General features: G+C 56.8%; 26 protein-coding genes and 1 tRNA gene. 21 read left to right on the top strand and 6 right to left on the bottom strand.

Going from position 1 to position 23471, the window contains the following annotated elements; genetic code table 11:
* The first annotated feature begins 92 nt into the window (after nt 1-92).
* Nucleotides 93-178, top strand: a tRNA-Leu gene (locus AB6V08_RS22745).
* A gap of 33 nt (nt 179-211) precedes the next feature.
* Here AB6V08_RS22745 and AB6V08_RS22740 read toward each other — a convergent pair.
* Nucleotides 212-481 (bottom strand): DUF1435 domain-containing protein, encoded by a 270-nt coding sequence (locus AB6V08_RS22740; RefSeq protein ID WP_368545015.1) that lies wholly within the window; start codon nt 479-481, stop codon nt 212-214.
* A gap of 214 nt (nt 482-695) precedes the next feature.
* On the opposite strand from AB6V08_RS22740, the gene AB6V08_RS22735 reads away from it, so the two are divergent.
* Both AB6V08_RS22735 and fhuF read left to right on the top strand, forming a co-directional pair.
* On the top strand, nt 696-1760 hold the full coding sequence (locus AB6V08_RS22735) for a GGDEF domain-containing protein (RefSeq protein WP_368545014.1): 1065 nt from the start codon (nt 696-698) through the stop codon (nt 1758-1760).
* Between the two features lie 95 nt (nt 1761-1855).
* Complete coding sequence (gene fhuF / locus AB6V08_RS22730) at nt 1856-2644, top strand: siderophore-iron reductase FhuF (RefSeq protein ID WP_368545013.1); 789 nt, start codon at nt 1856-1858, stop codon at nt 2642-2644.
* A gap of 82 nt (nt 2645-2726) precedes the next feature.
* Here the strand turns inward: fhuF and AB6V08_RS22725 are convergent, their stop codons facing one another.
* Nucleotides 2727-4073: a PTS sugar transporter subunit IIC gene (locus tag AB6V08_RS22725; RefSeq protein ID WP_368545012.1), complete on the bottom strand. Its 1347-nt coding sequence runs from the start codon at nt 4071-4073 to the stop codon at nt 2727-2729.
* Nucleotides 4074-4401: 328 nt separating this feature from the next.
* On the opposite strand from AB6V08_RS22725, the gene AB6V08_RS22720 reads away from it, so the two are divergent.
* Entirely contained in the window at nt 4402-4860 is a 459-nt protein-coding gene (locus tag AB6V08_RS22720) for a YbaK/EbsC family protein (RefSeq protein ID WP_368545011.1), read from the top strand.
* A gap of 39 nt (nt 4861-4899) precedes the next feature.
* Here the strand turns inward: AB6V08_RS22720 and bglJ are convergent, their stop codons facing one another.
* On the bottom strand, nt 4900-5535 hold the full coding sequence (bglJ, locus tag AB6V08_RS22715; RefSeq protein WP_368545017.1) for a DNA-binding transcriptional activator BglJ: 636 nt from the start codon (nt 5533-5535) through the stop codon (nt 4900-4902).
* Nucleotides 5532-6269, bottom strand: a complete 738-nt coding sequence (locus AB6V08_RS22710) for a LuxR C-terminal-related transcriptional regulator (RefSeq protein ID WP_368545010.1) — start codon at nt 6267-6269, stop codon at nt 5532-5534. Before AB6V08_RS22710 ends, bglJ begins: the two co-directional genes overlap by 4 nt.
* A 410-nt stretch (nt 6270-6679) precedes the next feature.
* Between AB6V08_RS22710 and AB6V08_RS22705 the strand changes: the two genes are divergently transcribed.
* The 13 genes from AB6V08_RS22705 to AB6V08_RS22645 all read left to right on the top strand — a co-directional run bounded on the left by AB6V08_RS22705 (nt 6680) and on the right by AB6V08_RS22645 (nt 16895).
* Entirely contained in the window at nt 6680-7456 is a 777-nt protein-coding gene (locus AB6V08_RS22705) for a threonine/serine exporter ThrE family protein (protein ID WP_368545009.1), read from the top strand.
* Nucleotides 7447-7920, top strand: a complete 474-nt coding sequence (locus AB6V08_RS22700; RefSeq protein ID WP_368545016.1) for a threonine/serine exporter — start codon at nt 7447-7449, stop codon at nt 7918-7920. The genes AB6V08_RS22705 and AB6V08_RS22700 overlap by 10 nt, the downstream gene beginning before the upstream one ends.
* 67 nt (nt 7921-7987) lie before the next feature.
* Nucleotides 7988-8629: a TetR family transcriptional regulator gene (locus AB6V08_RS22695; protein ID WP_368545008.1), complete on the top strand. Its 642-nt coding sequence runs from the start codon at nt 7988-7990 to the stop codon at nt 8627-8629.
* Nucleotides 8630-8670: 41 nt separating this feature from the next.
* Nucleotides 8671-9123 (top strand): MarR family winged helix-turn-helix transcriptional regulator, encoded by a 453-nt coding sequence (locus AB6V08_RS22690; protein ID WP_368545007.1) that lies wholly within the window; start codon nt 8671-8673, stop codon nt 9121-9123.
* Nucleotides 9124-9207: 84 nt separating this feature from the next.
* Nucleotides 9208-9636, top strand: a complete 429-nt coding sequence (locus AB6V08_RS22685; protein ID WP_368545006.1) for an organic hydroperoxide resistance protein — start codon at nt 9208-9210, stop codon at nt 9634-9636.
* 125 nt (nt 9637-9761) lie between these two features.
* Nucleotides 9762-10307, top strand: coding sequence for a primosomal protein DnaT (gene dnaT / locus AB6V08_RS22680; protein WP_368545005.1), 546 nt, complete (start codon nt 9762-9764; stop codon nt 10305-10307).
* Nucleotides 10304-11041 (top strand): DNA replication protein DnaC, encoded by a 738-nt coding sequence (gene dnaC / locus AB6V08_RS22675; protein ID WP_368545004.1) that lies wholly within the window; start codon nt 10304-10306, stop codon nt 11039-11041. Before dnaT ends, dnaC begins: the two co-directional genes overlap by 4 nt.
* An 87-nt stretch (nt 11042-11128) precedes the next feature.
* A complete protein-coding gene (locus AB6V08_RS22670) occupies nt 11129-11611 on the top strand; it encodes a DUF2501 domain-containing protein (protein ID WP_368545003.1) in 483 nt (160 codons plus the stop codon).
* Between the two features lie 271 nt (nt 11612-11882).
* Nucleotides 11883-14174 carry a phosphatidylglycerol--membrane-oligosaccharide glycerophosphotransferase gene (gene opgB, locus AB6V08_RS22665; protein ID WP_368545002.1) on the top strand — a complete coding sequence of 764 codons (2292 nt, stop codon included), beginning with the start codon at nt 11883-11885 and terminating at the stop codon, nt 14172-14174.
* Nucleotides 14175-14363: 189 nt separating this feature from the next.
* Nucleotides 14364-14906 carry a helix-turn-helix transcriptional regulator gene (locus AB6V08_RS22660; RefSeq protein ID WP_368545001.1) on the top strand — a complete coding sequence of 181 codons (543 nt, stop codon included), beginning with the start codon at nt 14364-14366 and terminating at the stop codon, nt 14904-14906.
* Nucleotides 14907-15079: 173 nt separating this feature from the next.
* Entirely contained in the window at nt 15080-15820 is a 741-nt protein-coding gene (locus AB6V08_RS22655; protein WP_368545000.1) for a transcriptional regulator, read from the top strand.
* Nucleotides 15821-15822: 2 nt separating this feature from the next.
* Nucleotides 15823-16296 (top strand): hypothetical protein, encoded by a 474-nt coding sequence (locus tag AB6V08_RS22650; protein WP_368544999.1) that lies wholly within the window; start codon nt 15823-15825, stop codon nt 16294-16296.
* A gap of 26 nt (nt 16297-16322) precedes the next feature.
* Nucleotides 16323-16895, top strand: coding sequence for a GNAT family N-acetyltransferase (locus AB6V08_RS22645; RefSeq protein WP_368544998.1), 573 nt, complete (start codon nt 16323-16325; stop codon nt 16893-16895).
* A 25-nt stretch (nt 16896-16920) separates the two neighbouring features.
* On the opposite strand, the gene tsr is transcribed toward AB6V08_RS22645, so the two are convergent.
* On the bottom strand, nt 16921-18585 hold the full coding sequence (tsr, locus tag AB6V08_RS22640) for a methyl-accepting chemotaxis protein (protein WP_368544997.1): 1665 nt from the start codon (nt 18583-18585) through the stop codon (nt 16921-16923).
* Between the two features lie 167 nt (nt 18586-18752).
* The gene (gene hpaR, locus AB6V08_RS22635) at nt 18753-19193 is read right to left on the bottom strand and encodes a homoprotocatechuate degradation operon regulator HpaR (protein WP_368544996.1); all 441 of its coding nucleotides are present in this window, start codon (nt 19191-19193) and stop codon (nt 18753-18755) included.
* A 268-nt stretch (nt 19194-19461) separates the two neighbouring features.
* Between hpaR and hpaG the strand changes: the two genes are divergently transcribed.
* The 4 genes from hpaG to AB6V08_RS22615 are packed head-to-tail and all read left to right on the top strand — an operon-like array spanning nt 19462 to nt 23448.
* On the top strand, nt 19462-20739 hold the full coding sequence (gene hpaG / locus AB6V08_RS22630) for a 4-hydroxyphenylacetate degradation bifunctional isomerase/decarboxylase (protein ID WP_368544995.1): 1278 nt from the start codon (nt 19462-19464) through the stop codon (nt 20737-20739).
* Nucleotides 20736-22202, top strand: a complete 1467-nt coding sequence (gene hpaE / locus AB6V08_RS22625) for a 5-carboxymethyl-2-hydroxymuconate semialdehyde dehydrogenase (RefSeq protein WP_368544993.1) — start codon at nt 20736-20738, stop codon at nt 22200-22202. Before hpaG ends, hpaE begins: the two co-directional genes overlap by 4 nt.
* A 1-nt stretch (nt 22203) precedes the next feature.
* The gene (hpaD, locus tag AB6V08_RS22620; protein ID WP_368544992.1) at nt 22204-23058 is read left to right on the top strand and encodes a 3,4-dihydroxyphenylacetate 2,3-dioxygenase; all 855 of its coding nucleotides are present in this window, start codon (nt 22204-22206) and stop codon (nt 23056-23058) included.
* 9 nt (nt 23059-23067) lie between these two features.
* Entirely contained in the window at nt 23068-23448 is a 381-nt protein-coding gene (locus AB6V08_RS22615) for a 5-carboxymethyl-2-hydroxymuconate Delta-isomerase (protein WP_368544990.1), read from the top strand.
* Nucleotides 23449-23471 lie beyond the last annotated feature (23 nt).

Here is a 23471-nt window from a genome sequence, read left to right as displayed (position 1 = left end):
GCTAGCTTCAGGTGTTAGTGTCCTTACGGATGTGGGGGTTCGAGTCCCCCCCCTCGCACCAACGAGGCGATATCAAAAAATAAGATGACTGTGCGAAGGTGGCGGAATTGGTAGACGCGCTAGCTTCAGGTGTTAGTGTCCTTAGGATGTGGGGGTTCGAGTCCCCCCCCTCGCACCAATTATCTTATTCTCCCTCTGAGTAAATCCCCTTTTATTTGAAACTCATCAGAATCACCAGCATTCCGCCGATCAACGCAACGCATGATGGCAACAGCACATAGTGCCGTAACTGTTTATGCCAGATCATCACCGACGTCAGCAGCAGCCCCGACACGATGATCAGCTTCCAGACGTTGACAGAGATGTCGGCGAACATCAGTCCGCCAACGATCGCTCCAGGCAGTAATATGCCCCAGCCACTTCCCAGCGCCTTGCTCAACATGGTTTTGTCTCTCACATCGATAATGATAACCAATATCATATGATAGGAATTATCATTTGTCAGTATCCCCGCCAGGAAATATCCGCCCTTTACCTTTCGCGTAATGACAGAAAATTCTTAAGGTGATAAATTGCACACCTGTTAACTGTCTTTAAAGCTTTTCTGAAAAATTATAATTCGACCTATTGCAAATTCATTTCCACACCAACACCTATTTGTTTGTTTTAATTAGAAATAGTAAAAACGTACTAATATGACATCACAATCCTGGCGGTCTTTGGTCAACAAGAAATATCAGTTATCGTTACGTTTATTCTTGTTTCTGAACGCAGCATCTTCACTCTTTTCGGTAACAAATCCGCTCTATTCCGTGCGCGCGTTATCCGCGCCCCTGTTAGCCATTTTTACGATAAGCCTCGGCCTGCTGGTCTGGCACTGGAAAAATAAAAAACGGAAAATAAACATTCCCGCGGTGTCTGCAATTTTTGGGCTGCTATGGGCCTGGCAGATTGGGTCTAAGTCGTTATTAATCACCCACAATCAGGCCGCCTATCTGATGATGGCTCTCCTGACGGTGCTGTTTATCGGTTCGCTGGCGTTCATCAGCAACATCAAGGCGTTTACGCTGCACTCTCTGCCCTCTTTCGCCGTTTGCCTGTGGTTGAGCCCCCATGAAAGCTGGCTGCGGATGTTCTACTTTTTCGCGCTGCCGATGATGGCGATTGGTATTCATAACTGGCTGCAACGACGTAACGACAACTTCGCGCTCGATCTGCTGACCCGCCTGCTGGAAGAGCGGGAAACCCTGACCGATCTCAGCATGATGGATCCGCTTACTGGCCTGTATAACCGACGCGGCCTGCAAAGCCGTCTGGAAAACCTGCCCACCGTGGATAGCGGCGAGCACTTCGTTATGCTGCTGGATATCGACCACTTCAAGGCCTACAACGACCATTACGGGCACATGATGGGCGACCAGGCGCTGATCCGCGTCTCAGCGGCGATCCGCGACGCGGTGCGTTCTCGCGATATCGTGGCGCGTTTCGGCGGGGAAGAGTTCATGGTGTTGCTGACCAATATCTCCCTCGAGCACGCGCGCCAGACCGCCGAACGCATTCGCCAGAAGGTGTACGATCTCAAGATCCCGCACATGTTCAACGAGAGCGTGGCAACCAACGTGACCATCAGCATTGGCATCGCCATTTATGAGGGTGACGAGCTGGAAACCGCGCTGGAGAAAGCGGATAAAGCGCTGTACGAAGCAAAGAACACGGGCCGCAACAACATCCTGCTTAGCGAAGAGCTGCAAACCGCGTAGCGCCGCGGTCGCACTTCCCCGACAAAAGGCTTGCGATCGGTTTTATCTATAGTTAGGATTGGCAATCATTATCATTTAGATTTCTATCCAACACTATGGCCACTCAAACCGCACAAGCCGTTGATGCAATTCTCTGGCGAGCCAGGCTCTCCCCGGAGAGCGTGACGCTTGCGGACGCCATTCGTGAAAAGATTGCTGAAACCCGCGCGCATCTGCTGGATTTCATCAGGCTGGATGAACCGCACCCGCACCAGGCGATGACCCTGGCACAGTGGTGTCAGCCGGCCGAGCAGCAGTCGCTGTTTGCCGCCTATTCCGACCATATCTATCGCAATCAGCCGACCATGGCGCGTGAGAACAAGCCGCTGCTCTCCCTCTGGGCGCAGTGGTATGTCGGCTTGATGGTTCCCCCGATGATGCTGGCGCTGCTGACGCAGGACGCCATGCTGGATCTCTCCCCGGATCATTTCCACGTTGAGTTTCACGAAACCGGGCGCGCTGCCTGCTTCTGGATCGACGTGCATGAAGATAAGCCTGCGGCACACCTCTCTGCCAGCGAGCGCATGGAGCAGCTGGTGATCCGCGCGTTGATTCCGGTGGTGGATGCGCTGGAGGCGACGGGTGAGATTAACGGGAAACTTATCTGGAGTAATACCGGCTACCTGATCCACTGGTATTTGACGGAGATGAAACCGCTGCTCGGCGACGAAAAAGTCGATGCGCTGCGCCAGTCCTGCTTCTTTGCCAAACAGCTTTCAGACGGTCGCGATAACCCGCTGTTCCGCACCGTCGTCCCGCGTGACGGGCTTCTGGTTCGCCGCACCTGCTGCCAGAGATATCGCCTGCCGGACGTTCAGCAGTGCGGCGATTGTACGCTGAAGTAATGTCTGCTATCTGATGCCCTCACCCACAGGGAGAGGGAACAAACACTAAAAACGGCAACCTGAGTTGCCGTTTTGCTTTTATCTACGCGACCTGCTGATTTTCCTCTTCTGCCGCACGCTGCGCTTCCTCCGCTTCCTGCTCCAGAAGCTGCTTCTCGTACACCTTAAAGAACGGGAAGTAGATGATTGCCGAGACCAGCGCCAGCAGAATCACCAGCACGGCGGCGCGGAAGTCCCAGCCCAGCGCCCAGGCGGCCCCCACCGGCGCGGGCGCAGTCCACGGCACGACCGAAATCACGCGCCCAATCAGATCCAGCTTCATTGCCGCCCACGCCAGCACGGCGTTAACCATCGGCGCCAGCAGGAACGGAATAAAGAACACCGGGTTCATCACGATCGGCGTACCGAAAATCACCGGTTCGTTGATGTTAAAGAAGCTGGGCACCACGCTTAAGCGCCCGATGGAGCGTAAATGTGCCGAGCGGCTGCGTAGATAGCAAATCACCAGCCCCATCGTCGCGCCCGACCCGCCGATAACGATAAAGAACGTCCAGAACGCTTCCATAAAGATGTGCGGCAGCGGCTGGCTGGCGGCCAGCGCCGTCTGGTTCATGCCCAGGTTGGTCAGCCAGAACATCTGCAGCATCCCGGAAACAATCGCCGCCCCGTGAATACCGGCAAACCACAGCAGGTGACCAATCAGCACCGCCAGCAGGATCGCAGGCAGGGAGTCAGCGGCAGACACCAGCGGTTTAAAGATAGACATGATGGCCTGCGGGATCAGCATTCCGAACTGAGACTGGATCAGCAGGCTCAGCGGGTACAGCGTCAGCACGACCACCAGCACCGGGATCAGCAGGTCAAAAGAGTTTTTGATCATCGGCGGCACCTGGTCAGGCAGGCGGATACCGATATTGTGCGCTTTCAGGAAACGCATCATCTCAACGCAGTAAATCGCCACCAGGATGGCGGTAAAGATCCCCGTCCCACCCAGGCTGTCCACAGGCAGAGTGCCTTTGGTTTTCGGCGCCGCCACCAGCAGAAACGCCATCAGCGACAGCATGGCGCACATGAACGGGTCAAGCTGGTGCGATTTCACATAATGCTTGCCCAGGTTATAGGCAATGGCCGCGCAGATATAAATGGACATAATGCCCATCGTCATATCAAACGGCGTCAGGATTTGGCCTTCAAACTGCTTCGCCATATCCAGCCACGCGCGGGCAAAGCCCCAGGTGGTGTCCGGCGAGAACGGCGGGTAGGCAAACACTAATAAGAAAGAGCCGACGATCATGAACGGCATGGCGGAAATAAATCCGTCGCGGATAGCCATCACGTGGCGCTGTGAAGAGATCCGCCCGGCAATTGGGCTAACGTAATTCTCAACGAAGCGGAAAATTAAATTAAACGCAGCATGGTTGGCAGACATAGCAGATCTCCTGTCAGACGTTCGTTTCGGGCGCATTCACGCCGCACGTAGTTCCAAAAATCAGCTTTACAACCTTGCTGGGTCTTGTACCAGCGGTACTGCTCAGACGGAATGGTTTCATAATTTGCTCTTATTATTGGATACAGGGGAAGTTACGTAACCAGTATTAATCTCTCAAAGACGGTCTGCAACCGGTTACTGTAACCGGTTTCTGTGAATGTGAAGACGATCCAGAAATCGGCCATACGGGATATTTGTTACTTAAGAGATATTTACAGAGCATAAATTCTTATGACAGATTACGCAGGATATTTGTCAGGAGGAAACAATGAGTTTGCAGTCTGTACAGCAGTTTTTTGCCGACAACGCGCCAGACATAGAAGTGATTGAGCTTAGCCAAAGCACCGCGACCGTCGCGCTGGCAGCTGCCGCTCATCGGGTTGAGCCAGGGCAAATCGCCAAAACCCTTTCGCTAAAGGTCAAAAACGAGGTCATCCTGGTGGTTGCGAAAGGCGATGCGCGTCTGGATAACAAAAAGCTAAAAGACACCTTCGGCGCGAAGGCGCGTATGCTCAGCAGCGATGAAGTGGTCACGATCACCGGCCATCCCGTCGGCGGCGTCTGCCCTTTCGGGCTGGAAAACCCGCTTGCGGTCTACTGCGATATTTCCCTGAAACAATACCCGGAAGTCCTGCCTGCGGCGGGGGCGATCCACAGCGCGGTGCGTATTTCACCTGAGAGAATGGCTGAGCTGACGTCAGCAAAATGGGTGGATGTCTGCATTTAAAATCGCAGCGCCAGCGTTATTCTGGCGCGCGATTAACGTTTACGAGAACGCCGAAACGGTTAATGCACTTCGACGAACTTCCCCGACGGGAAGATGAGTAAGAAGATCGGCTGCATCCAGCAGTCCCACATCTGAATTCACTCCCAGCTTCACCATGGCATTAAATTTATGTGCGCGAATGGTTTTAATGTTCCTTTCAAGCTGCGTCGCGATTTCAGGGATGGAATAGCCGCACGACATGTAACGCAAAATCGCCCGTTCAGTTGGGCTCAACATCCGGTTCTGGCTCACGTACCAGTGATTCAGCATATTGTCATTCACGCGGCGGGTTTCGCTCAACAGCGCCGATAATTCATCGCGCAGGTGAATAAGTGAAACCGCTTTATTCATGATGCCATGCAGACGTGAAGGCGAAAGATGGCTAACCAGCTTTGCTTCCATCTCATCCGACGCCAGCACAATGCGCTGAATCTCGCTGTGCGTATGCGCCAGCTCGCGCATACAGGACAAACAGTTACGGCGCTCTTCACGTGCATCGGAGAGTGAATAAATCACCGCGAAAAAAGGTGTGTGAGGAAGCGCGGCCTTCAGGCTGTCGAACTTACTGAACAGGTGCAGCTTATACTGGTTGAGCGGCGACATCGCGAAGAGATGCGCGAGCCCAACGGCACTCATTGAGCAATTTTCAATGACGGCGATATGTCTTGTTGCAGTGGTCTTTTCCATTCCTCGAACTCTCCATAGGCTGACATCAAGCTCAGCTCTCTCATTCCCTGCGCGCTGCTTATCCAGGCGTACATATCGGCGTTGCTGCGCAGTGACAATCGGCGCATGGCGCTGTTTTTCTGCGCGCTTATGGTTTTATTGCTCTTCTTTAGCAAGGTCGCGATTTGATTAATGCCCCAACCTTTACCCAGCAATCGCAGCACTTTGCGTTCGGAATGAGTAAGTACGATGAATGGTTCGCTCTTTTCACCAAACTCCAGCGCATCCGGCGTTAATAAAGTCTGACTTATACGTTCCGCGCGTTCACTGCCGGCACGAATGGCACTGACGACGCCTTCAATGGGTTCCATATCCGACAGCAGCGTTGTTTCGGGACGCATAAGCAGCTCAACCGCGCTGGAATATAACGGGCGAGAAACGAGAAATATCCAGTGAATACCGCGATATTGATTCAATAACCCATAATATTGTTCGAGGGTGCCGCGCGGGTTTCTATAATCCCCAGAAATATCGGCGATAATAACGTCGGCTCTGCGTAATTGCAGCAGCGTCAGCTCTTGCAGGGAACGGCAATATGTCAGCTCATAGTCGGGGAAATTACGCGCCATGACGCTACCCAGACCGGACTGCATTACAGGTATTTTACTGATCACTACTCCGTGTTTACCATTCAATGGCAACATAGGTCCTCCGAATCCTTTCTTTGTACTAAAAATGTCAAATGCATTCAGGTAAGTGTTAATTCATTCCTGAATGAAAAGTAGAAAATTAATTGCAGAAAATAAGATAATGTTTGATGAATTAAGAATTGCCCCAAACAAGGCTAATATCTCATAAATGGCAATAAATTTTAATTACGTTAACATTAAAATAATGAAAATTTAAAGTTAGAAAAACTAAATATAAATAGCCAATCTTTTTAAATAAAACATTCATTAAATGAATATTCAATATCCCCTTTTTCGCCGCTTTTCGCCCGAACGCTGTTTGCACAAATCTTGATCTCACCCAGAGCAAGCGCCCCTGCACTTTGTGCTAAAAGTAGACATTCCGGGCCATCTGGCAAGCTCTCTTTCGACTCATCAGGGTGAACATGCAGGCAGATCAGTCAACGCAGCGCGCCGTCACGCGGCTGTGTATTCAGTGCGGGCTTTTCCTTTTACAGCACGGGGCGGAGAGCGCCCTGGTGGAAGAACTTTCTACGCGTCTGGGGGTGGCGTTGGGGATGGACAGCGTCGAAAGCTCCATTTCGTCTAACGCCATTGTCCTGACGACGATCAAAGACGGGCAGTGCCTGACCTCAACGCGCAAAAACCACGATCGCGGTATTAATATGCACGTCGTCACCGAGGTGCAGCACATTGTCATCCTCGCGGAACACAGGCTACTGGATCTGAAAGATATCGAGAAGCGCTTTAGCCAAATTAAGCCGCTGCGCTACCCGCGCTGGCTGGTTGTGGTGATGGTCGGGCTCTCCTGCGCCTGCTTTTGCAAGCTCAACAACGGCGGCTGGGACGGCGCGCTGATCACCTTTTTCGCCGCCAGCATCGCCATGTACGTGCGCCAGCTTCTGACCCATCGCCAGCTGCATCCGCAGATTAACTTCTGCATCACCGCGTTTGTGGCGACGACGGTGTCGGGCCTGCTGCTGCGCGTGCCCGCGTTCGCCAGCACGCCGACCGTGGCGATGGCGGCCAGCGTGCTGCTTCTGGTGCCGGGTTTTCCGCTGATTAACGCCGTCGCGGACATGTTCAAAGGCCACATCAACACCGGCCTGGCGCGATGGGCGATCGCCAGCCTGCTGACGCTGGCGACCTGCATCGGCGTGGTAATGGCAATGACGTTATGGGGGTTACGCGGATGGGCGTGATTGAGTTTCTGTTAGCGCTGGCGCAGGACATGCTCCTGGCGGCCATTCCTGCCGTGGGCTTTGCGATGGTGTTTAACGTGCCGCAGCGCGCCCTGCCGTGGTGTGCGCTGCTGGGCGCTATCGGCCACGGGTCGCGGATGGTGATGATGACGGCGGGCTTTAACATCGAATGGTCGACCTTTATGGCCTCGATGCTGGTGGGCAGCATCGGCATTCAGTGGTCGCGCTGGTATCTGGCGCATCCTAAGGTCTTCACCGTGGCGGCGGTTATCCCGATGTTCCCCGGCATTTCGGCCTATACCGCGATGATTTCGGCAGTAAAAATCAGCCACTTCGGCTACAGCGAGCCGCAAATGATCCTGCTGCTGAGCAATTTCCTGAAGGCCTCGTCCATCGTGGGCGCGCTCTCCATCGGCCTTTCCATCCCCGGACTGTGGCTGTACCGCAAGCGTCCGCGCGTTTGAGATTTGTGTTCTCCCGCTGCCGTGGTAATAATCCCTGCATTCCGTTTGGTGATGATAAGGAAGTGCAGTGGCTAACCCTGGCAGCGAATTCCCCGACCACAGTGAAGAGTCCAGCCTGAAGGATAAAATTTTCCAGAGCGCCATCGCGCTGTTTGCCGAATACGGGCTGAACGGCGCGCGCATGGAGCAGATTGCCGAGAAGGCGGGCACCACCAAAAGGATGGTGGTGTACCACTTCAGGAACAAAGAAAACCTGTATCTTCTGGCCCTTGAGTATGTCTACACCCAGATCCGCGCCAGCGAAAAACGGCTGAGCCTGGCGGGAATGCCGCCGGTGGAGGCGCTGGTGCATCTGGTTGAAGCCACCTTTGATTACCACGCCGATCACCCGGACTACATTCGCATCATCTGCATGGAGAACATGCAGCGCGGTCGCTTCATGCAGCAGTCGAGCTACCTGCGCCAGGTCAACCGCAGCGCACTTGAGCTGCTGGAAGAGATCCTCCGGCGCGGCAAAGAAAAGCAGCTGTTCAATGAAACGGTTGACGCGCGCGACCTGCACCGCCTGATCAGCAGCTTTAGCTTCCACTACGTCGCCAACAGCTACACCTTTACCCTGCTGTTTGAAGACGGCGCAGATGAAGAGGCGCAGCGCCAGCACTATCGCAAAATGGCGGTTCAGGTGGCGCTTCGCTATACCTGCCCTTAAAATAGCTTGCAATTAAATCGTGCACTATCTATATTCATCCCATGAACGCAAAAACGAACGACGCCACCGCCGCGCTGCTGCTGGATAACCAGCTCTGTTTTGCCCTTTACTCGGCAAACCTGGCGCTGAACAAGCTGTACCGGCAACTGCTGGCGCCGCTGAACCTGACCTATCCGCAGTATCTGGTGATGCTGGTGCTGTGGGAGCAGGATGGCATCACGGTGTCGGAGATCGGTGAACGTCTGTTTCTGGACTCCGCCACGCTCACGCCGCTGCTGAAACGTCTGGAAAGCGCAGGCCTGATCAACCGCCAGCGCTCCCGTCAGGATGAACGTCAGGTGGTGGTGACCCTGAGCGAAGCCGGGCGCAGCTTGCAACAGCAGGCCGTAGGCATCCCGCAGGCCGTAGGCTGCGCGGCGCAGTGCGATACCGACACGCTGGCTTCGCTGAAGCAGCAGCTCGACCTTTTGCGACAACAGCTCCAGCGCGCGTAGGGCTATACTTTACGCGCCTTTATTTAACTATATATATCGCACGCTATTTAATAGCACACACAAACGTAAGATGAGGAACCTGCCATGTCTTTAGAAAAAGTTGTTTATACCGCCAAAGCAAAAGCAACCGGAGGCCGCGACGGTCGTGCGACCTCTTCCGATGGCGTCCTGGACGTGAAGCTCGGCGTGCCAAAAGAGATGGGCGGCATGGGTGGCGAAGTGACTAACCCGGAACAGCTGTTCGCCGCGGGCTACTCCGCCTGTTTCCTGGGCGCGATGAAGTTTGTTGCCGCCCGCGATAAATTCACCCTGCCGAAAGAGGCCTACATCGAAGGCGAAGTGGGTATCGGCCCGCTGCCAACCGGTTTTGGTATCGAAGCGAAGCTGAACATTCACGTTGAAGGAATGGACGCAGCCGAAGCGAAAAAACTGGTGGATGCGGCGCACATCGTTTGCCCTTACTCCAACGCAACGCGCGGCAACATCGACGTTACGCTGAACATCATCGCCTGATATCCCCGGCGATGGTTGCCCCGGCAAGCCTCCGCGCTGCCGGGGAAATCCCCTCCTTTCCCTCCTCCTCTCTGTGCTACCATAAGGCCATATCACGCCCGTAGTAACCCAGTAGAGAAAGTGTTATGTCCTCCAGAATCCTGACCACCAGCATTGCTGGCATTGATGCCTTTATGCGCGATCCCCGCGGCGTGCTGACCAGCGCCGAAGGCGGCACCGTTGCGGTTTTTGCCGATAACGCGCCGGCGTTTTATGCCATCACGCCTGAACGTCTGGCCCAGCTTTTGGACATCGAAGCGCGGCTCTCGCGCCCGGTCAATGACGTGACGCTGGATAACCAGTTCTTTGACGAGCCCGGCAGCGCGCCGATTGCCGTGCCGATGGGGAAATTCGCCATGTACGCCGGATGGCAGCCTGACGCCGATTTCCAGCGCCAGGCCGCGCTGTGGGGCATTGCCCTCGCGCAGCCCGTCACGCCGGAAGAGCTGGCGGCCTTTACCGCCTACTGGCAGGCAGAAGGCAAAGTGTTCCACCATATTCAATGGCAGCAAAAGCTCGCGCGCAGCATCCAGATCAACCGCGCCAGCAACAATGGCCAGCCCAAACGCGATATCAACGCATTTTCAGAACCGGACAAACAGATCCCCAATGGATTCCGAGGTGCTAAATGAAAAACGTCGGCGACCTGATGAAACGTCTGCAAAAAATGATGCCCGCCAACGTCAAGCCGGCGTTTACCACCGGCGAAGAGCTGCTGGCATGGCAGAAGGAGCAGGGCGAAATCCGCGCTGCCGCCCTCGCCCGGGAAAACCGCGCCATGAAGATGCAGCGCACCTTCAACCGCTCGGGTATTCGTCCGCTGCATCAGAACTGCTCGTTTGATAACTACAAGGTGGAAACCCAGGGGCAGATGAACGCCCTGGCCGCCGCGCGTCAGTACGTGGACGAGTTCGACAATAACATCGCCAGCTTTATCTTTAGCGGCAAGCCGGGCACCGGGAAAAACCACCTCGCGGCGGCCATCTGCAACGAGCTGCTGCTGCGCGGAAAATCGGTGCTGATTATTACCGTGGCCGACATCATGTCCGCGATGAAAGACACCTTCAGCAATCGCGAAACCAGCGAAGAACAGCTCCTGAACGACCTGAGCAACGTTGACCTGCTGGTGATTGACGAGATTGGCGTCCAGACCGAATCCCGCTATGAAAAGGTGATCATCAACCAGATTGTCGATCGCCGCTCCTCCTCCAAGCGCCCGACCGGAATGCTGACCAACCACAACATTGACGAAATGACCCGCCTGCTGGGCGAGCGCGTAATGGATCGCATGAAGCTCGGCAACAGCCTGTACGTCATTTTCGACTGGGACAGCTATCGCAGTCGGGTCACCGGCAAAGAGTATTAGGAAACTTCTACCCGCTGCCAGGCGCGCCAGAGGTATATACTGGTGCCACTTTCAGCCCGATAACGGGCATTGCTTGAGTAGGCTACGATGAAAAAACAGATTATTTTGAGCACACTTCTCGGTGCGCTGCTGGCGTCCGGCGCGGCACAGGCCGCCTCCTGGCAGGATTCCCTCTCCAGCGCGGCAAGCGAACTCACTAAAGAGAGCGGCAGTTCCCAGGGCGGTTTGTCCGCCTCCTCCCTCACCGGCCTGCTGGGAAACAGCTCCCAGAGCCTGAGCGCGGGCACCATGAACAACGCGGCGGGGATTCTGGAGTATTGTGCGAAGCAGAAGCTGGCTTCGGTGACTGACACCCAGAACATCAAAAACCAGGTGCTGGGCAAGCTGGGCTTAGACACCCAGGAGCAGAAACAGGACACCAACTACATGGACGGCATTCAGGGCCTGCTGAACGCGCAAAACGGCCAGCAGCTGAACCTGAGTACCCTGGGCAACTCCTCGCTGGCGAAACAGGTGAAAACCAAAGCCTGCGATCTGGTGCTAAAACAAGGCGTTAATTTCATCTCCTGATCGCCCCCCTTTTTCTGCCACAACACGCCGCGTTTTCCAGGCTAGTCTGGTCGCGCGGCGTCAAACCAGTATTTTTACCCTCAAGCACTGTCCCAGCGTCCGTATACCTGGATGCGACCCCTGTCAAAATTCCGATTTTATAAACCAAATCCTAACAACAGCACATTTTCATGACACTAAAATTGCAGCTACGCGACATCGCAATTACATTGTATGACCCAAAAAATAATCAGTTAGCCAGCGAAGAAACTGGCGTCATGAGGATAGGCTGTTGTCAGAGTTAATGTCCCTCTTCCTTTTCCTGGCCTCTGTCGGCGTTTACGCCTGGAAAGCCGGGCGCAACACCTGGTGGTTTGTCGCCACCCTGGTGGTGCTTGGCCTTTTTATTGTTTTAAACATTACGCTCTATGCCAGCGATTACTTTACCGGCGACGGGATTAACGACGCGGTGCTCTACACGCTCACCAACAGTCTGACCGGCGCGGGCGTGGGGAAATACATCCTTCCGGGCCTTGGAATTGTGGTGGCGCTGGTCGCCATCTTCAGCGCCCTCGCCTGGGTGCTGCGCCGCCGTCGCCATCTGCCGCACCACCACGGCTACAGCCTGCTGGCGCTTTTCCTTGCGCTGGCCTCGGTGGATGCCAGCCCGGCGTTTCACCAGATCACCGAGCTGGTAAAATCCCAGTCCCGCGACGGCGATCCGGATTTTGTCGCCTATTACAAAGAGCCGGCGAAAACCATCGCCAACCCGAAGCTCAACCTCGTCTATATCTATGGCGAAAGCCTGGAGCGCACCTACTTTGATAACGATGCCTTCCCGAACCTGACGCCGGATCTGGGCGCGCTGAAGGACCAAGGGCTCGATTTCAGCCACACCATGCAGCTGCCGGGCACCGATTACACCATCGCCGGGATGGTCGCCTCCCAGTGCGGTATCCCGCTGTTTGCCCCGTTTGAAGGCAACGCCTCGGCGTCGATGTCGAGCTTCTTCCCGCAGAACATCTGCCTTGGGGATATCCTGAAAAACTCCGGCTACGAGAACTACTTCGTGCAGGGGGCCAACCTGCGCTTTGCCGGGAAGGACGTGTTCCTGAAATCCCACGGCTTCGACCATCTCTTCGGCTCGGAAGAGCTGAAAACCACAGTGGCCGACCCCGCCTATCGCAACGACTGGGGCTTCTACGACGATACCGTTCTGGATGAAACCTGGAAAAAATTCGAAGAGCTCTCCCAGTCCGGCAAGCGTTTCTCCCTGTTCGCCCTGACGGTGGACACGCACCATCCGGACGGCTTTGTCTCCCGCACCTGCCAGCGCAAAAACTACGATATCAACGGCAAGAGTAACAAGTCGTTCAGCGCGGTGACCTGCAGCCAGGAGCACATCGCGGCGCTGGTCGCCAAAATCAAAGCCTCGCCGTACTTCAAAAACACGGTGATTGTCGTTTCGTCCGATCATCTGGCGATGAAAAACACCGCCTGGGACGAGCTGAACAAGCTGGATCGCAGCAACCTGTTCTTCGTTCTGCGCGGCGATAAGCCGCAGCAGGAAGTGATTGCCACCAGGCGTAACTCGATGGATAACGGCGCAACGGTGCTGGATATTCTGGGGGGCGATAACTTCATCGGGCTGGGGCGCAGCACCCTTTCCGGGCAGTCGCTGTCGGAAATTTTCCTCAACATGAAGGAAAAAGTGCTCGCGTGGAAGCCGGACATCATCCGTCTGTGGAACTTCCCGAAAGAGATGAAGGACTTCACCATCGACCCGCAGAAAGGGACGATCGCCTTCTCGGGCAGCCATTTCCGCCTGCCGCTGCTGCTGCGCGTGTCCGACAATCGCGTTGAGCCGCTGCCGGAAAGCGAATACTCCGCGCCGCTGCGCTACCAGCTGGCGGAATTCGCCCCGCGGGATAACTTCGTGTGGATTGACCGCTGCTTCAAGATGGGCCAGCTCTGGTCGCAGCCGCTGTCGCTCTCGACCGACTGGTGCGTTTCTCAGGGCCAGCTTGGCGGGGAACAGACCGTCCAGCACGTCGATAAGGATCCGTGGAAAGGCAAAACCGCGTTCAAGGACACGATTATCGATACCGCGCGCTACCAGCGTAACGTCGACATGCTGAAAATCGTCGATAACGATATTCGCTATAAAGCCGACAGCTTTATCTTCAACGTGGCCGGCGCGCCGGAAGAGGTGAAGCAGTTTAGCGGCATCTCCCGCCCCGAGTCCTGGGGACGCTGGTCAAACGCGCAGCTGGGCGACGAGGTGAAAATCGAATACGCCCATCCGCTGCCGGAAAAATTCGACCTGGTGATCACCGCGAAGGCCTTTGGCCCGAATGCGAACCATCCAATCCCGGTGCGCGTGGGCGATAAAGAGCAGACCCTGACGCTCGGCAACGAGGTCTCCACCACCACGCTGCATTTCGACAACCCGTCGCGCAGCAATACGCTGGTGATTGTTCCGCCTGAGCCGCAGTCCACCAACGAGGGCAATATCCTCGGCCACTCGCCGCGCAAGCTCGGCATCGGGATGGTCGAAATTAAAATTGTCAGCAGCGAAGGCTAACGCCACGCAGCGCCCGACATTCTGTCGGGCGCTTAAATCTTAAATTTAAATTCTATATATCTCTTAAAGATTAGCCAAAGACGCTATATCTAAGACAATTTCATTTATAAATATCCAGAGAGCGCGTGACTCCTTACACTGCGTGGCTAATCCATTAGGCCCGGCAACCCGCAGAAGTCAGTCACCATCATGTCACACACTCCAGCAGCTAATTTTCAAATCGTCATTCTGAGCGACAACTACTTTCTGTGGCTTGGCCTGAAAAGCGCTATCTCAACGATGATGGCTCCCCGCCCGGATATTTTCTGGATAAGCGAGGTGAGCCCGGAAAGCATTTTGCGCATGCGCGAGCAGGTGATGAAAAGTTCTGTGCATCACTGGCTGGTCTTCACCGAGGCGTCGCGCATCAACGATATCCAGATCTACCTGCCCTCTGAGCGGGTGAGCGTGATGCCTGACAACCTGACGGTTTCACAGCTTATGCTGCGCCTGAGCAGCGAAGATTTCACCTGCACCCGGGTTCCCGACGCCACGCTGACCCGCTCTGAGCTGCGGGTATGTACGCTTATCAGCAAAGGCATTAGCCTGGTGCGCATCGCCCAGCTGCTGAATAAATCCCCCAAAACTATCTACACCCACAAGCGCAATGCGATGACCAAATTTCACTGCCACAACCTGGCGGAGTTTCATCGCAAAATCTGCCTGCTCGAGCAGCAGTCCCTTTATCTTTAAGAAAGCAGGCGCGGATTCAGGGGCTAAAAATGTTCATTTATTAATCTGAGTAAAAGCCAGTCTGGATCAATGTTATCGGTAACATTTTGGCTAAAATAGCACGCAGACCTAATGAACTGTGCATTCAGACTCACCGTTTGTATCCCAGACTCTCTGCCTGTTAGCCAAAACCTATGAAATTCCTGCTTGCTGATGTCCTTGTCTATAACGACGAAGACGGCTCTTTTTCTCTTATCGATACGCCGGAAGAAGCGCCGCAGATCCTCACCGGCACGGCGAACGCCATCATGAAACTGCTGGTAAATCAGCACGGTAACCTGGTCGATCGCGAAACCTTCCTGCGCGAAGTGTGGGACGAGCGGGGGCTGCAGGGCTCGAACAACTCGCTTAATCAGTACATCAGCATTCTGCGCAAAATTCTGGCGGGGCTTGTTCCGGACGCGCTGTTTATCGTCACCGTGCCCAAGATGGGGTTTATGCTCAGCGCCGATATCCCGGTGATACCGCTTCGCAACGCGGCCCTGGAGAAAAAGCCGGTGAGCGCGCCGCGCCGCGGGCATTACGAGCTGCTGTTTTGCAGCGCCCTGACGCTGGTGGTGGTTGCGCTGTGCCTCTGGTCGGTGGTGTTCAAGCAGCATCAGGGGCAGACAAACGTACACCTGCTCACCCGTATCGGCGCGTGCCCGGTCTACACGTTTTCGCCGGTGGCGGACGTGTTTCGCGACAAGGCGATAGCCCTGGCGAAGTCGTTCGAGCGCGACGGTCATCTCCCCTGCCTGAAGAACTCCATCTTCTACCTGCATGTTCAAAATGCGCTCCTGTACGGTCACGAAGGACGGCTGGTGCTCTCCCAGTGTTCCCTGAGCGAGGGTAAAGCCAGCGCCTGCCGCACGCTTTACCACTACGAGTGGTGATCATGACGCGTAAAAAGACCGGGCTGATTATCGCCTTTAACCTGATCCTCGCGGCGGCGGCTCTGCTTTGGTATAGCTATACGCCGCCGCTCTCTCTGGTGTGCCAGGGGAACCTGAGCTTTGCCAACCAGCGGGGCGCCAGCGCGTTTCACTTTGAAGGGGGCGTGACCATGCGCTTTCACCCCGACGGAAGCGGGTATTTCACCCTCAACGGGGACGTCAGCCGGGACGCGCAGCAGTGGCAGGTTTCCCGTCAGGAAACCTTCCGCTGGAAGCACATGCACGACTCGCTCTACGAGATAACCATTGAGAAAATCGATCGCTACGCCCACGACGAGGTGCCCGCCGGCGTTCTGGAGGAGTACGTGACGGGGATAACGCTGGGCAAAACGCGGCTGCTGACCCTGGAGCGCACGCCTGAAGATGCGGTGGTGATCGGCAACTTTTACGCGCCGCTGCTGTTCTGCGCAGATTAACGCCCGGTCGCGCTATAATTGCCGCCATGAATATACTCCTTCGCCCCACCGCCGTGAACGATGCTGCCGCCCTGCCCGCCGTTGAGCACTCGGCGGGACAGCGATTCCTTGAGCGACCGGATCTGGCCTGGCTTGCCGACGGCCCGGGGATTTCCTCTGCCGAACACAGAACTTACGCTGAACGGGGAATGAGCTGGGTGGCGCTGGCTGACGGGCATCCCGTCGGTTTTGTGCTGGCGCAGGCGCACCCCACGTCGCTGTTTATCGTCGAGCTTTCGGTGCATCTGGCGTGGCAGGGTAAGGGCATTGGTCGACAGCTGATTTCCTGTGTCGCCGATCGGGCCCGCGCAATGGGTCTGGTGTCGCTGACGCTCACCACGTTTCGCGACGTGCCGTGGAATGCGCCCTACTACGCGCGGCTGGGGTTTAGGACGATAACGGCGCTGACGCGGGAGCTGCGGGAAATAAGAGAAGAAGAGGCCGCACACGGGCTAGCGCCGGGATCGCGCTGCGCCATGATGCTGCCTCTTGATGAATTCGCGGTTTCGCCCCTGCAACACGCCGGATGCAGGGGTAAATGCTGGCCGGGTAAGGCGTAGCCGCCCTCCCGGCACACGGGGTCGCTTAGAACGTTTCCCAGTTGTCGCCCGCATCGGCGGTCGCGGGTTTACGCGCCATCACCGGTGCTGCCGCGGTTTTCGCGGCGGCGAACTCGCGGGCCTTCATCTGCTCCTGCTGAATGCGGAACACCGCAACGGCCTGGGTCAGACGGCTCGCCTGCTCTTCCAGCGCCGCGGCCGCGGCGGCGGACTCTTCCACCAGCGAGGCGTTCTGCTGGGTTACGCGATCCATCTCCGCAACCGCCAGGCCAACCTGGTCGATACCGCGGCTCTGCTCGTCGGACGCAGAGGCAATTTCACCCATGATATCGGTCACGCGGGTGACCGCATTGACGATCTCACCCATGGTTTCACCGGCGCTTTCCACCAGCGTTGAGCCGATTTCCACGCGGCCCACGGAGTCTTCGATCAGGCTCTTAATTTCGCGTGCCGCCTGGGCGCTGCGCTGCGCCAGATTGCGCACTTCGCCCGCAACCACCGCAAAACCGCGACCCTGCTCGCCCGCGCGCGCCGCTTCTACCGCCGCGTTGAGCGCCAGGATGTTGGTCTGGAAGGCAATACCGTCGATCACGCTAATAATGTCGGCAATTTTCTGCGAACTGCCGGCGATATCGCGCATGGTTTGCACCACGTTATCCACCACTTTACCGCCCTTCTGCGCGGTTTCGGAGGCGCTCAGCGCCAGGTTGCTCGCCTGACGGGCGTTCTCGGCGTTCTGCTTCACGGTTGCGGTCAGCTGCTCCATACTGGCAGCGGTCTCTTCCAGGGAAGCGGCCTGCTGTTCAGTACGGGACGAGAGATCGTTGTTGCCCATCGAGATTTCGCTCGCGCCGCTGTAGATCGCGTTCGCGCCGTTACGCACGTCGCCGACGGTGCGCACCAGCTCACCCTGCATATGGCGCAGCGTGTCGGCCAGCTCGCCCATTTCGTTGGTGCCTTCCACGTCGATACGCTTCACCAGATCGCCGCTGGCGATATGGCGGATGCTGTCGATCAGGCGGTTCAGCGGCGAAATCAGCGCCTGCTTAATGCCCAGCCAGACGGCAACAATCACCACCAGCACCGCGATCAGCACGCTGATCAGCACCCAGATGGCCTGGGTGTACGAGCTGTTGCTGTCGTCCACCGCCGTTTTATACAGCTGGTCGTTCTGCTGCAGGTAGTTAACGTACTGCTTCTCAAAACCGTCCTGATAGCTCTGGGTCGGCTGGTCGAAGAAGGCGTTGATTTTGCCTGCGCCCAGCAGCTGGATCAGCTCAGCCAGCGCGCCGTGATAGATATCGTAGTTACGTTTGATCTCCATCGCGGCGGCGTCGCTCTGGCGCGGGTCGCGCGGCAGGGCTTCGTAATCCGCCCAGTTTTTTTCCGCCTGCTTCAGGGAAGCAGAGGCAATCTGCATCAGATCGTTAACGGTCGCGCCGCTGCCGATATTGTTCTGATCCATCATGTAGCGAATGCCCGCGCGGTTCAGGGTGTTACGGGTTTGCAGCAGCGCCACCCAGCTGCCGTTCAGCGTGGATTGTTGCTGGCGAATGGTTTGCAGGACGGTGAAGTTCTCTTTGTCATGCTTGAGGGCATTGAAGAAAAGACCACCGGAGGTGAGTTGTAAAAGGCCAAAAATAGCTAAAACCAGCAGCAGGCTGGTGACAATCTTGATACGGTTTAACATGTTTTCTCTTTCCATCAGACAGATAACAGAATTTTCGGCCTGGAAAGGGAAAACTTTACGAAAAACGTACTGGTAAGAGGGGTTTATCGCCTCCGCTTATGTTGATGTTTGCGATGATGATCGCACCGTGAAAGATATATCCTTTTTAAGTGAATGGGTTAAGGCGTTCACTCTTCTTCGCGCGACGCGATATGGCGATTTCCCAGCGCGATAAATTCTTCCAGCAGCGCGGTGAGCTGCTGCATCTTTTCCGGCGTGTATTCGGCTTCAATTTGCTGATACGCCTCTTCCACCTGCGCCTGCGCGTGCTGGTACAGCGCGTTGCCCTCTTTGGTGAGCGACACGTACAGCTTGCGCTGGTCGTTCACCGGCTTTAAGCGCAGCACCAGGCCGTCGCGCTCCATGCGGGTGAGGATGCCCGTCAGGCTGGGGCGCAAAATGCAGGTGCGAAACGCCAGATCGTGAAAATCCATCGACGGATGTTCCGCCAGTACGCGCACGATGCGCCACTGCTGCTCGGTCAGATTATGCCGCTTTACGATCGGCCTGAAGTAGGCCATCGCCGCTTCCCGCGCCTGCAAAAGTGCAATCGTTAATGAGTCATGCATCACCGCCTCCAAAAATCATTAATAGGTAAATAATTTTATTTTGATGTTTTTATAAACAACCGGTTTCCTACGAAAAAGTCTAACAGAAATCACGTAAAACAAATAATACATTGATATATATAAACATTATTTTATATGTGTAAATTTATTGTTACTGATATCACAAATTATTCACTTCTGGTTGCGAATCGTTCAGCGAAAGCATAAAAACAGATCATTAACATATTAATGAAATCGAAATCGGACGTTCGGTCTGAGGAGTGAATGCATGAAAGGTACCGTTTTTGCCGTTGCGCTTAACCATCGAAGCCAGCTTGACGCCTGGGGCGAGGCGTTCAATAAAGCCCCCTACCAGACTCCGCCCAAAACGGCGGTCTGGTTCATCAAGCCGGGTAATACCGTTATCCGCGCGGGCGAGCCAATCCCGTATCCGCAGGGAGAAAAGGTGTTAAGCGGCGCAACCGTGGCGCTGGTGGTAGGGAAAAAGGCCAGCCGGGTGTCGGTGGAAGAGGCCGGGGAGTACATCGCCGGATACGCCCTCGCCAACGAGGTGAGCCTGCCGGAAGAGAGCTTCTACCGCCCGGCTATCAAAGCCAAATGCCGGGACGGGTTCTGCCCGCTGGGGGAGATGGTGACCGTCGATAACGTCGATAGCCTGACCATCATCACCGAAATCAACGGCCGCGAAGCCGATAGCTGGAACACCGCCGATTTACAGCGCAGCGCCGCCGAGCTGCTCAGCGCCCTGAGCGAGTTCGCCACCCTCAACCCCGGCGACGCCATTTTGCTGGGCACGCCGCACGAGCGCGTGGCGCTGCGCCCCGGCGACCGGGTGCGCATTCTGGCCGAGGGCTTCCCGGCGCTGGAAAACCCGGTGGTGGACGAGAGCGAGGTGACCTCTTACCGCCGCCCTCACCCGCACGCCACCCTGTTCGCCCTGGGGCTGAACTACGCCGATCACGCCAGCGAGCTTGACTTTACGCCGCCCACCGAGCCGCTGGTGTTTATCAAGGCGCCGAACACCTTCAACGGCGATAACCAGACCTCGGTGCGCCCGAACCACGTCGAGTACATGCACTACGAAGCCGAGCTGGTGGTGGTGATCGGCAAAACCGCGCGCAGGGTCAGCGAAGCCGATGCCATGGACTACGTTGCGGGCTACAGGGTCTGTAACGACTACGCCATCCGCGACTACCTGGAAAACTACTACCGCCCCAACCTGCGGGTGAAAAGCCGCGACGGGCTGACCCCCATTTCCTCCACCCTGGTGGCGAAAGAGGCGATCCCCGATCCGCACAATTTAGCCCTGCGCACCTTCGTTAACGGCGAGCTGCGCCAGGAAGGCACCACCGCGGATCTGATCTTCAGCATCCCGTTCCTGGTTGCGTACCTGAGCGAATTTATGACCCTGCAACCGGGCGACATGATCGCCACCGGCACGCCAAAAGGGCTGTCCGACGTGGTGCCGGGCGACGAAGTGGTGGTGGAAGTGGAAGGCGTGGGCCGCGTGGTGAACCGGATTGTCAGCGAGGAGACTGCAAAATGAAAAAGATTAACCATTGGATCAACGGCAAAAACGTGGCGGGAAGCGAGTACTTCCACACCACCAACCCGGCTTCCGGCGAGGTGCTGGCGGAGGTGGCCTCCGGCGGCGAAGCGGAAGTGAATCAGGCAGTGGCGGCCGCGAAGGAGGCGTTCCCGAAATGGGCCAACCTGCCGATGAAAGAGCGCGCGCGCCTGATGCGCCGCCTGGGCGATCTGATCGACCAGAACGTGCCGGAGATCGCCGCGATGGAAACCGCCGACACCGGGCTGCCGATCCACCAGACCAAAAACGTGCTGATCCCCCGCGCCTCGCACAACTTCGAGTTCTTCGCCGAGGTGTGCCAGCAGATGAACGGCAAGACCTACCCGGTCGACGACAAGATGCTCAACTACACCCTGGTGCAACCGGTCGGCGTTTGCGCCCTGGTGTCGCCGTGGAACGTGCCGTTTATGACCGCCACCTGGAAGGTTGCGCCGTGCCTGGCGCTGGGCAACACCGCGGTGCTGAAAATGTCTGAGCTCTCCCCGCTGACCGCCGATCGTCTGGGCGAGCTGGCGCTGGAGGCGGGCATTCCGGCGGGCGTACTGAACGTGGTGCAGGGCTACGGCGCCACGGCGGGGGATGCGCTGGTGCGTCATCACGACGTGCGCGCGGTTTCGTTCACCGGCGGCACCGCCACCGGGCGCAACATCATGAAAAACGCCGGGCTGAAAAAATACTCGATGGAGCTGGGCGGGAAATCCCCGGTGCTGATTTTTGACGATGCCGACATCGAGCGCGCGCTGGACGCCGCCCTGTTCACCATCTTCTCCATCAACGGCGAACGCTGCACCGCCGGCTCGCGCATTTTCATTCAGCAGAGCATCTACCCCGAGTTCGTGAAGCGCTTCGCCGAGCGCGCGAACCGCCTGCGCGTGGGCGACCCTAACGATCCCAACACCCAGATTGGCGCGCTGATTAGCCAGCAGCACTGGGAAAAAGTCTCCGGCTATATTCGCCTCGGGATTGAGGAAGGCGCCACCCTGCTGGCGGGCGGGCCGGATAAACCTACCGATCTGCCCGCGCATCTGCGGGGCGGTAACTTCCTACGCCCGACCGTGCTGGCAGACGTCGACAACCGGATGCGCGTGGCGCAGGAGGAGATCTTCGGGCCCGTTGCCTGCCTGCTGCCGTTTAAGGACGAAGCGGAGGGCCTGCGCCTGGCCAACGACGTGGAGTATGGCCTGGCGTCCTATATCTGGACGCAGGACGTCAGCAAGGTGCTGCGCCTGGCGCGCGGCATCGAAGCGGGCATGGTGTTTGTGAATACCCAGAACGTGCGCGACCTGCGCCAGCCGTTTGGCGGCGTGAAGGCGTCCGGCACCGGGCGCGAAGGTGGCGAGTACAGCTTCGAGGTGTTCGCCGAGATGAAAAACGTCTGTATCTCAATGGGCGACCACCCAATTCCGAAATGGGGAGTCTGATATGGGAAAGTTAGCGTTAGCGGCAAAAATTACTCACGTTCCGTCGATGTATCTCTCTGAGATACCGGGCAAAAACTTCGGCTGCCGCCAGTCGGCCATCGACGGTCATAAAGAGATCGGCAAGCGCTGTCGCGAGATGGGCGTGGACACCATCATCGTGTTCGACACCCACTGGCTGGTGAACAGCGCCTATCACATCAACTGCGCGGAGCATTTCTCGGGCATCTACACCAGCAACGAGCTGCCGCACTTTATCCGCGATATGCCCTACGACTACGACGGCAATCCGGCGCTCGGGCAGCTGATAGCCGACGAAGCGGTGAAGCTTGGCGTGCGCGCCAAGGCGCACAACATTCCGAGCCTGAAGCTGGAGTACGGCACGCTGGTGCCGATGCGCTACATGAACGCGGATAAGCACTTCAAGGTGGTGTCCATTTCGGCGTTCTGCACCGTTCACGACTTTGCCGACAGCCGCAGGCTGGGCGAGGCCATCGTCAGCGCCATCGAAAAATACGACGGCACCGTGGCGGTGCTCGCCAGCGGATCGCTGTCGCACCGGTTCATCGACGACCAGCGCGCGGAAGAAGGGATGAACAGCTATACCCGCGAGTTCGATCGTCAGATGGACGAGCGCGTGGTGAAGCTGTGGCGCGAGGGTCAGTTTAAGGAGTTTTGCAGCATGCTGCCGGAGTACGCCGACTACTGCTACGGCGAGGGCAATATGCACGACACGGTGATGCTGCTGGGGATGCTGGGCTGGGATAACTACGAGGGCAAGGTGGAGTTTCTCACCGAGCTGTTCGCCAGCTCCGGCACCGGACAGGTTAACGCCGTCTTCCCGCTGCCCGCCGCCTGAGGAGCCACCATGCCGCATTTTATCGCTGAGTGTACCGACAATATCCGCGAGCAGGCCGACCTGCCGGGGCTGTTCGCCAAAGTGAACGAGGCGCTCGCCGCCACGGGCGTTTTCCCGATTGGCGGCATCCGCAGCCGCGCCCACTGGCTCGACACCTGGCAGATGGCCGACGGGAAGCACGATTACGCCTTCGTGCATATGACGCTGAAGATCGGCTCCGGGCGCAGTCTGGAGAGCCGGGAAGCGGTGGGCGAGATGCTGTTCGCGCTAATCAAAACGCACTTCGCGGAGCTGATGGCGGCGCGATATCTGGCGCTGTCGTTTGAGCTCGACGAGCTGCACCCGACGCTCAATTACAAGCAGAACAACGTGCACGCGTTGTTTAAATAGCCCCGACCAGTCCCCTCTCCCCT

This window comes from Enterobacter soli (genome assembly GCF_964208575.1).
Taxonomy (GTDB): Bacteria; Pseudomonadota; Gammaproteobacteria; order Enterobacterales; family Enterobacteriaceae; genus Enterobacter; species Enterobacter soli_A.
Note: the sequence above shows the minus strand (reverse complement) of the source record. Positions and strands in the feature narration are given on the sequence as shown.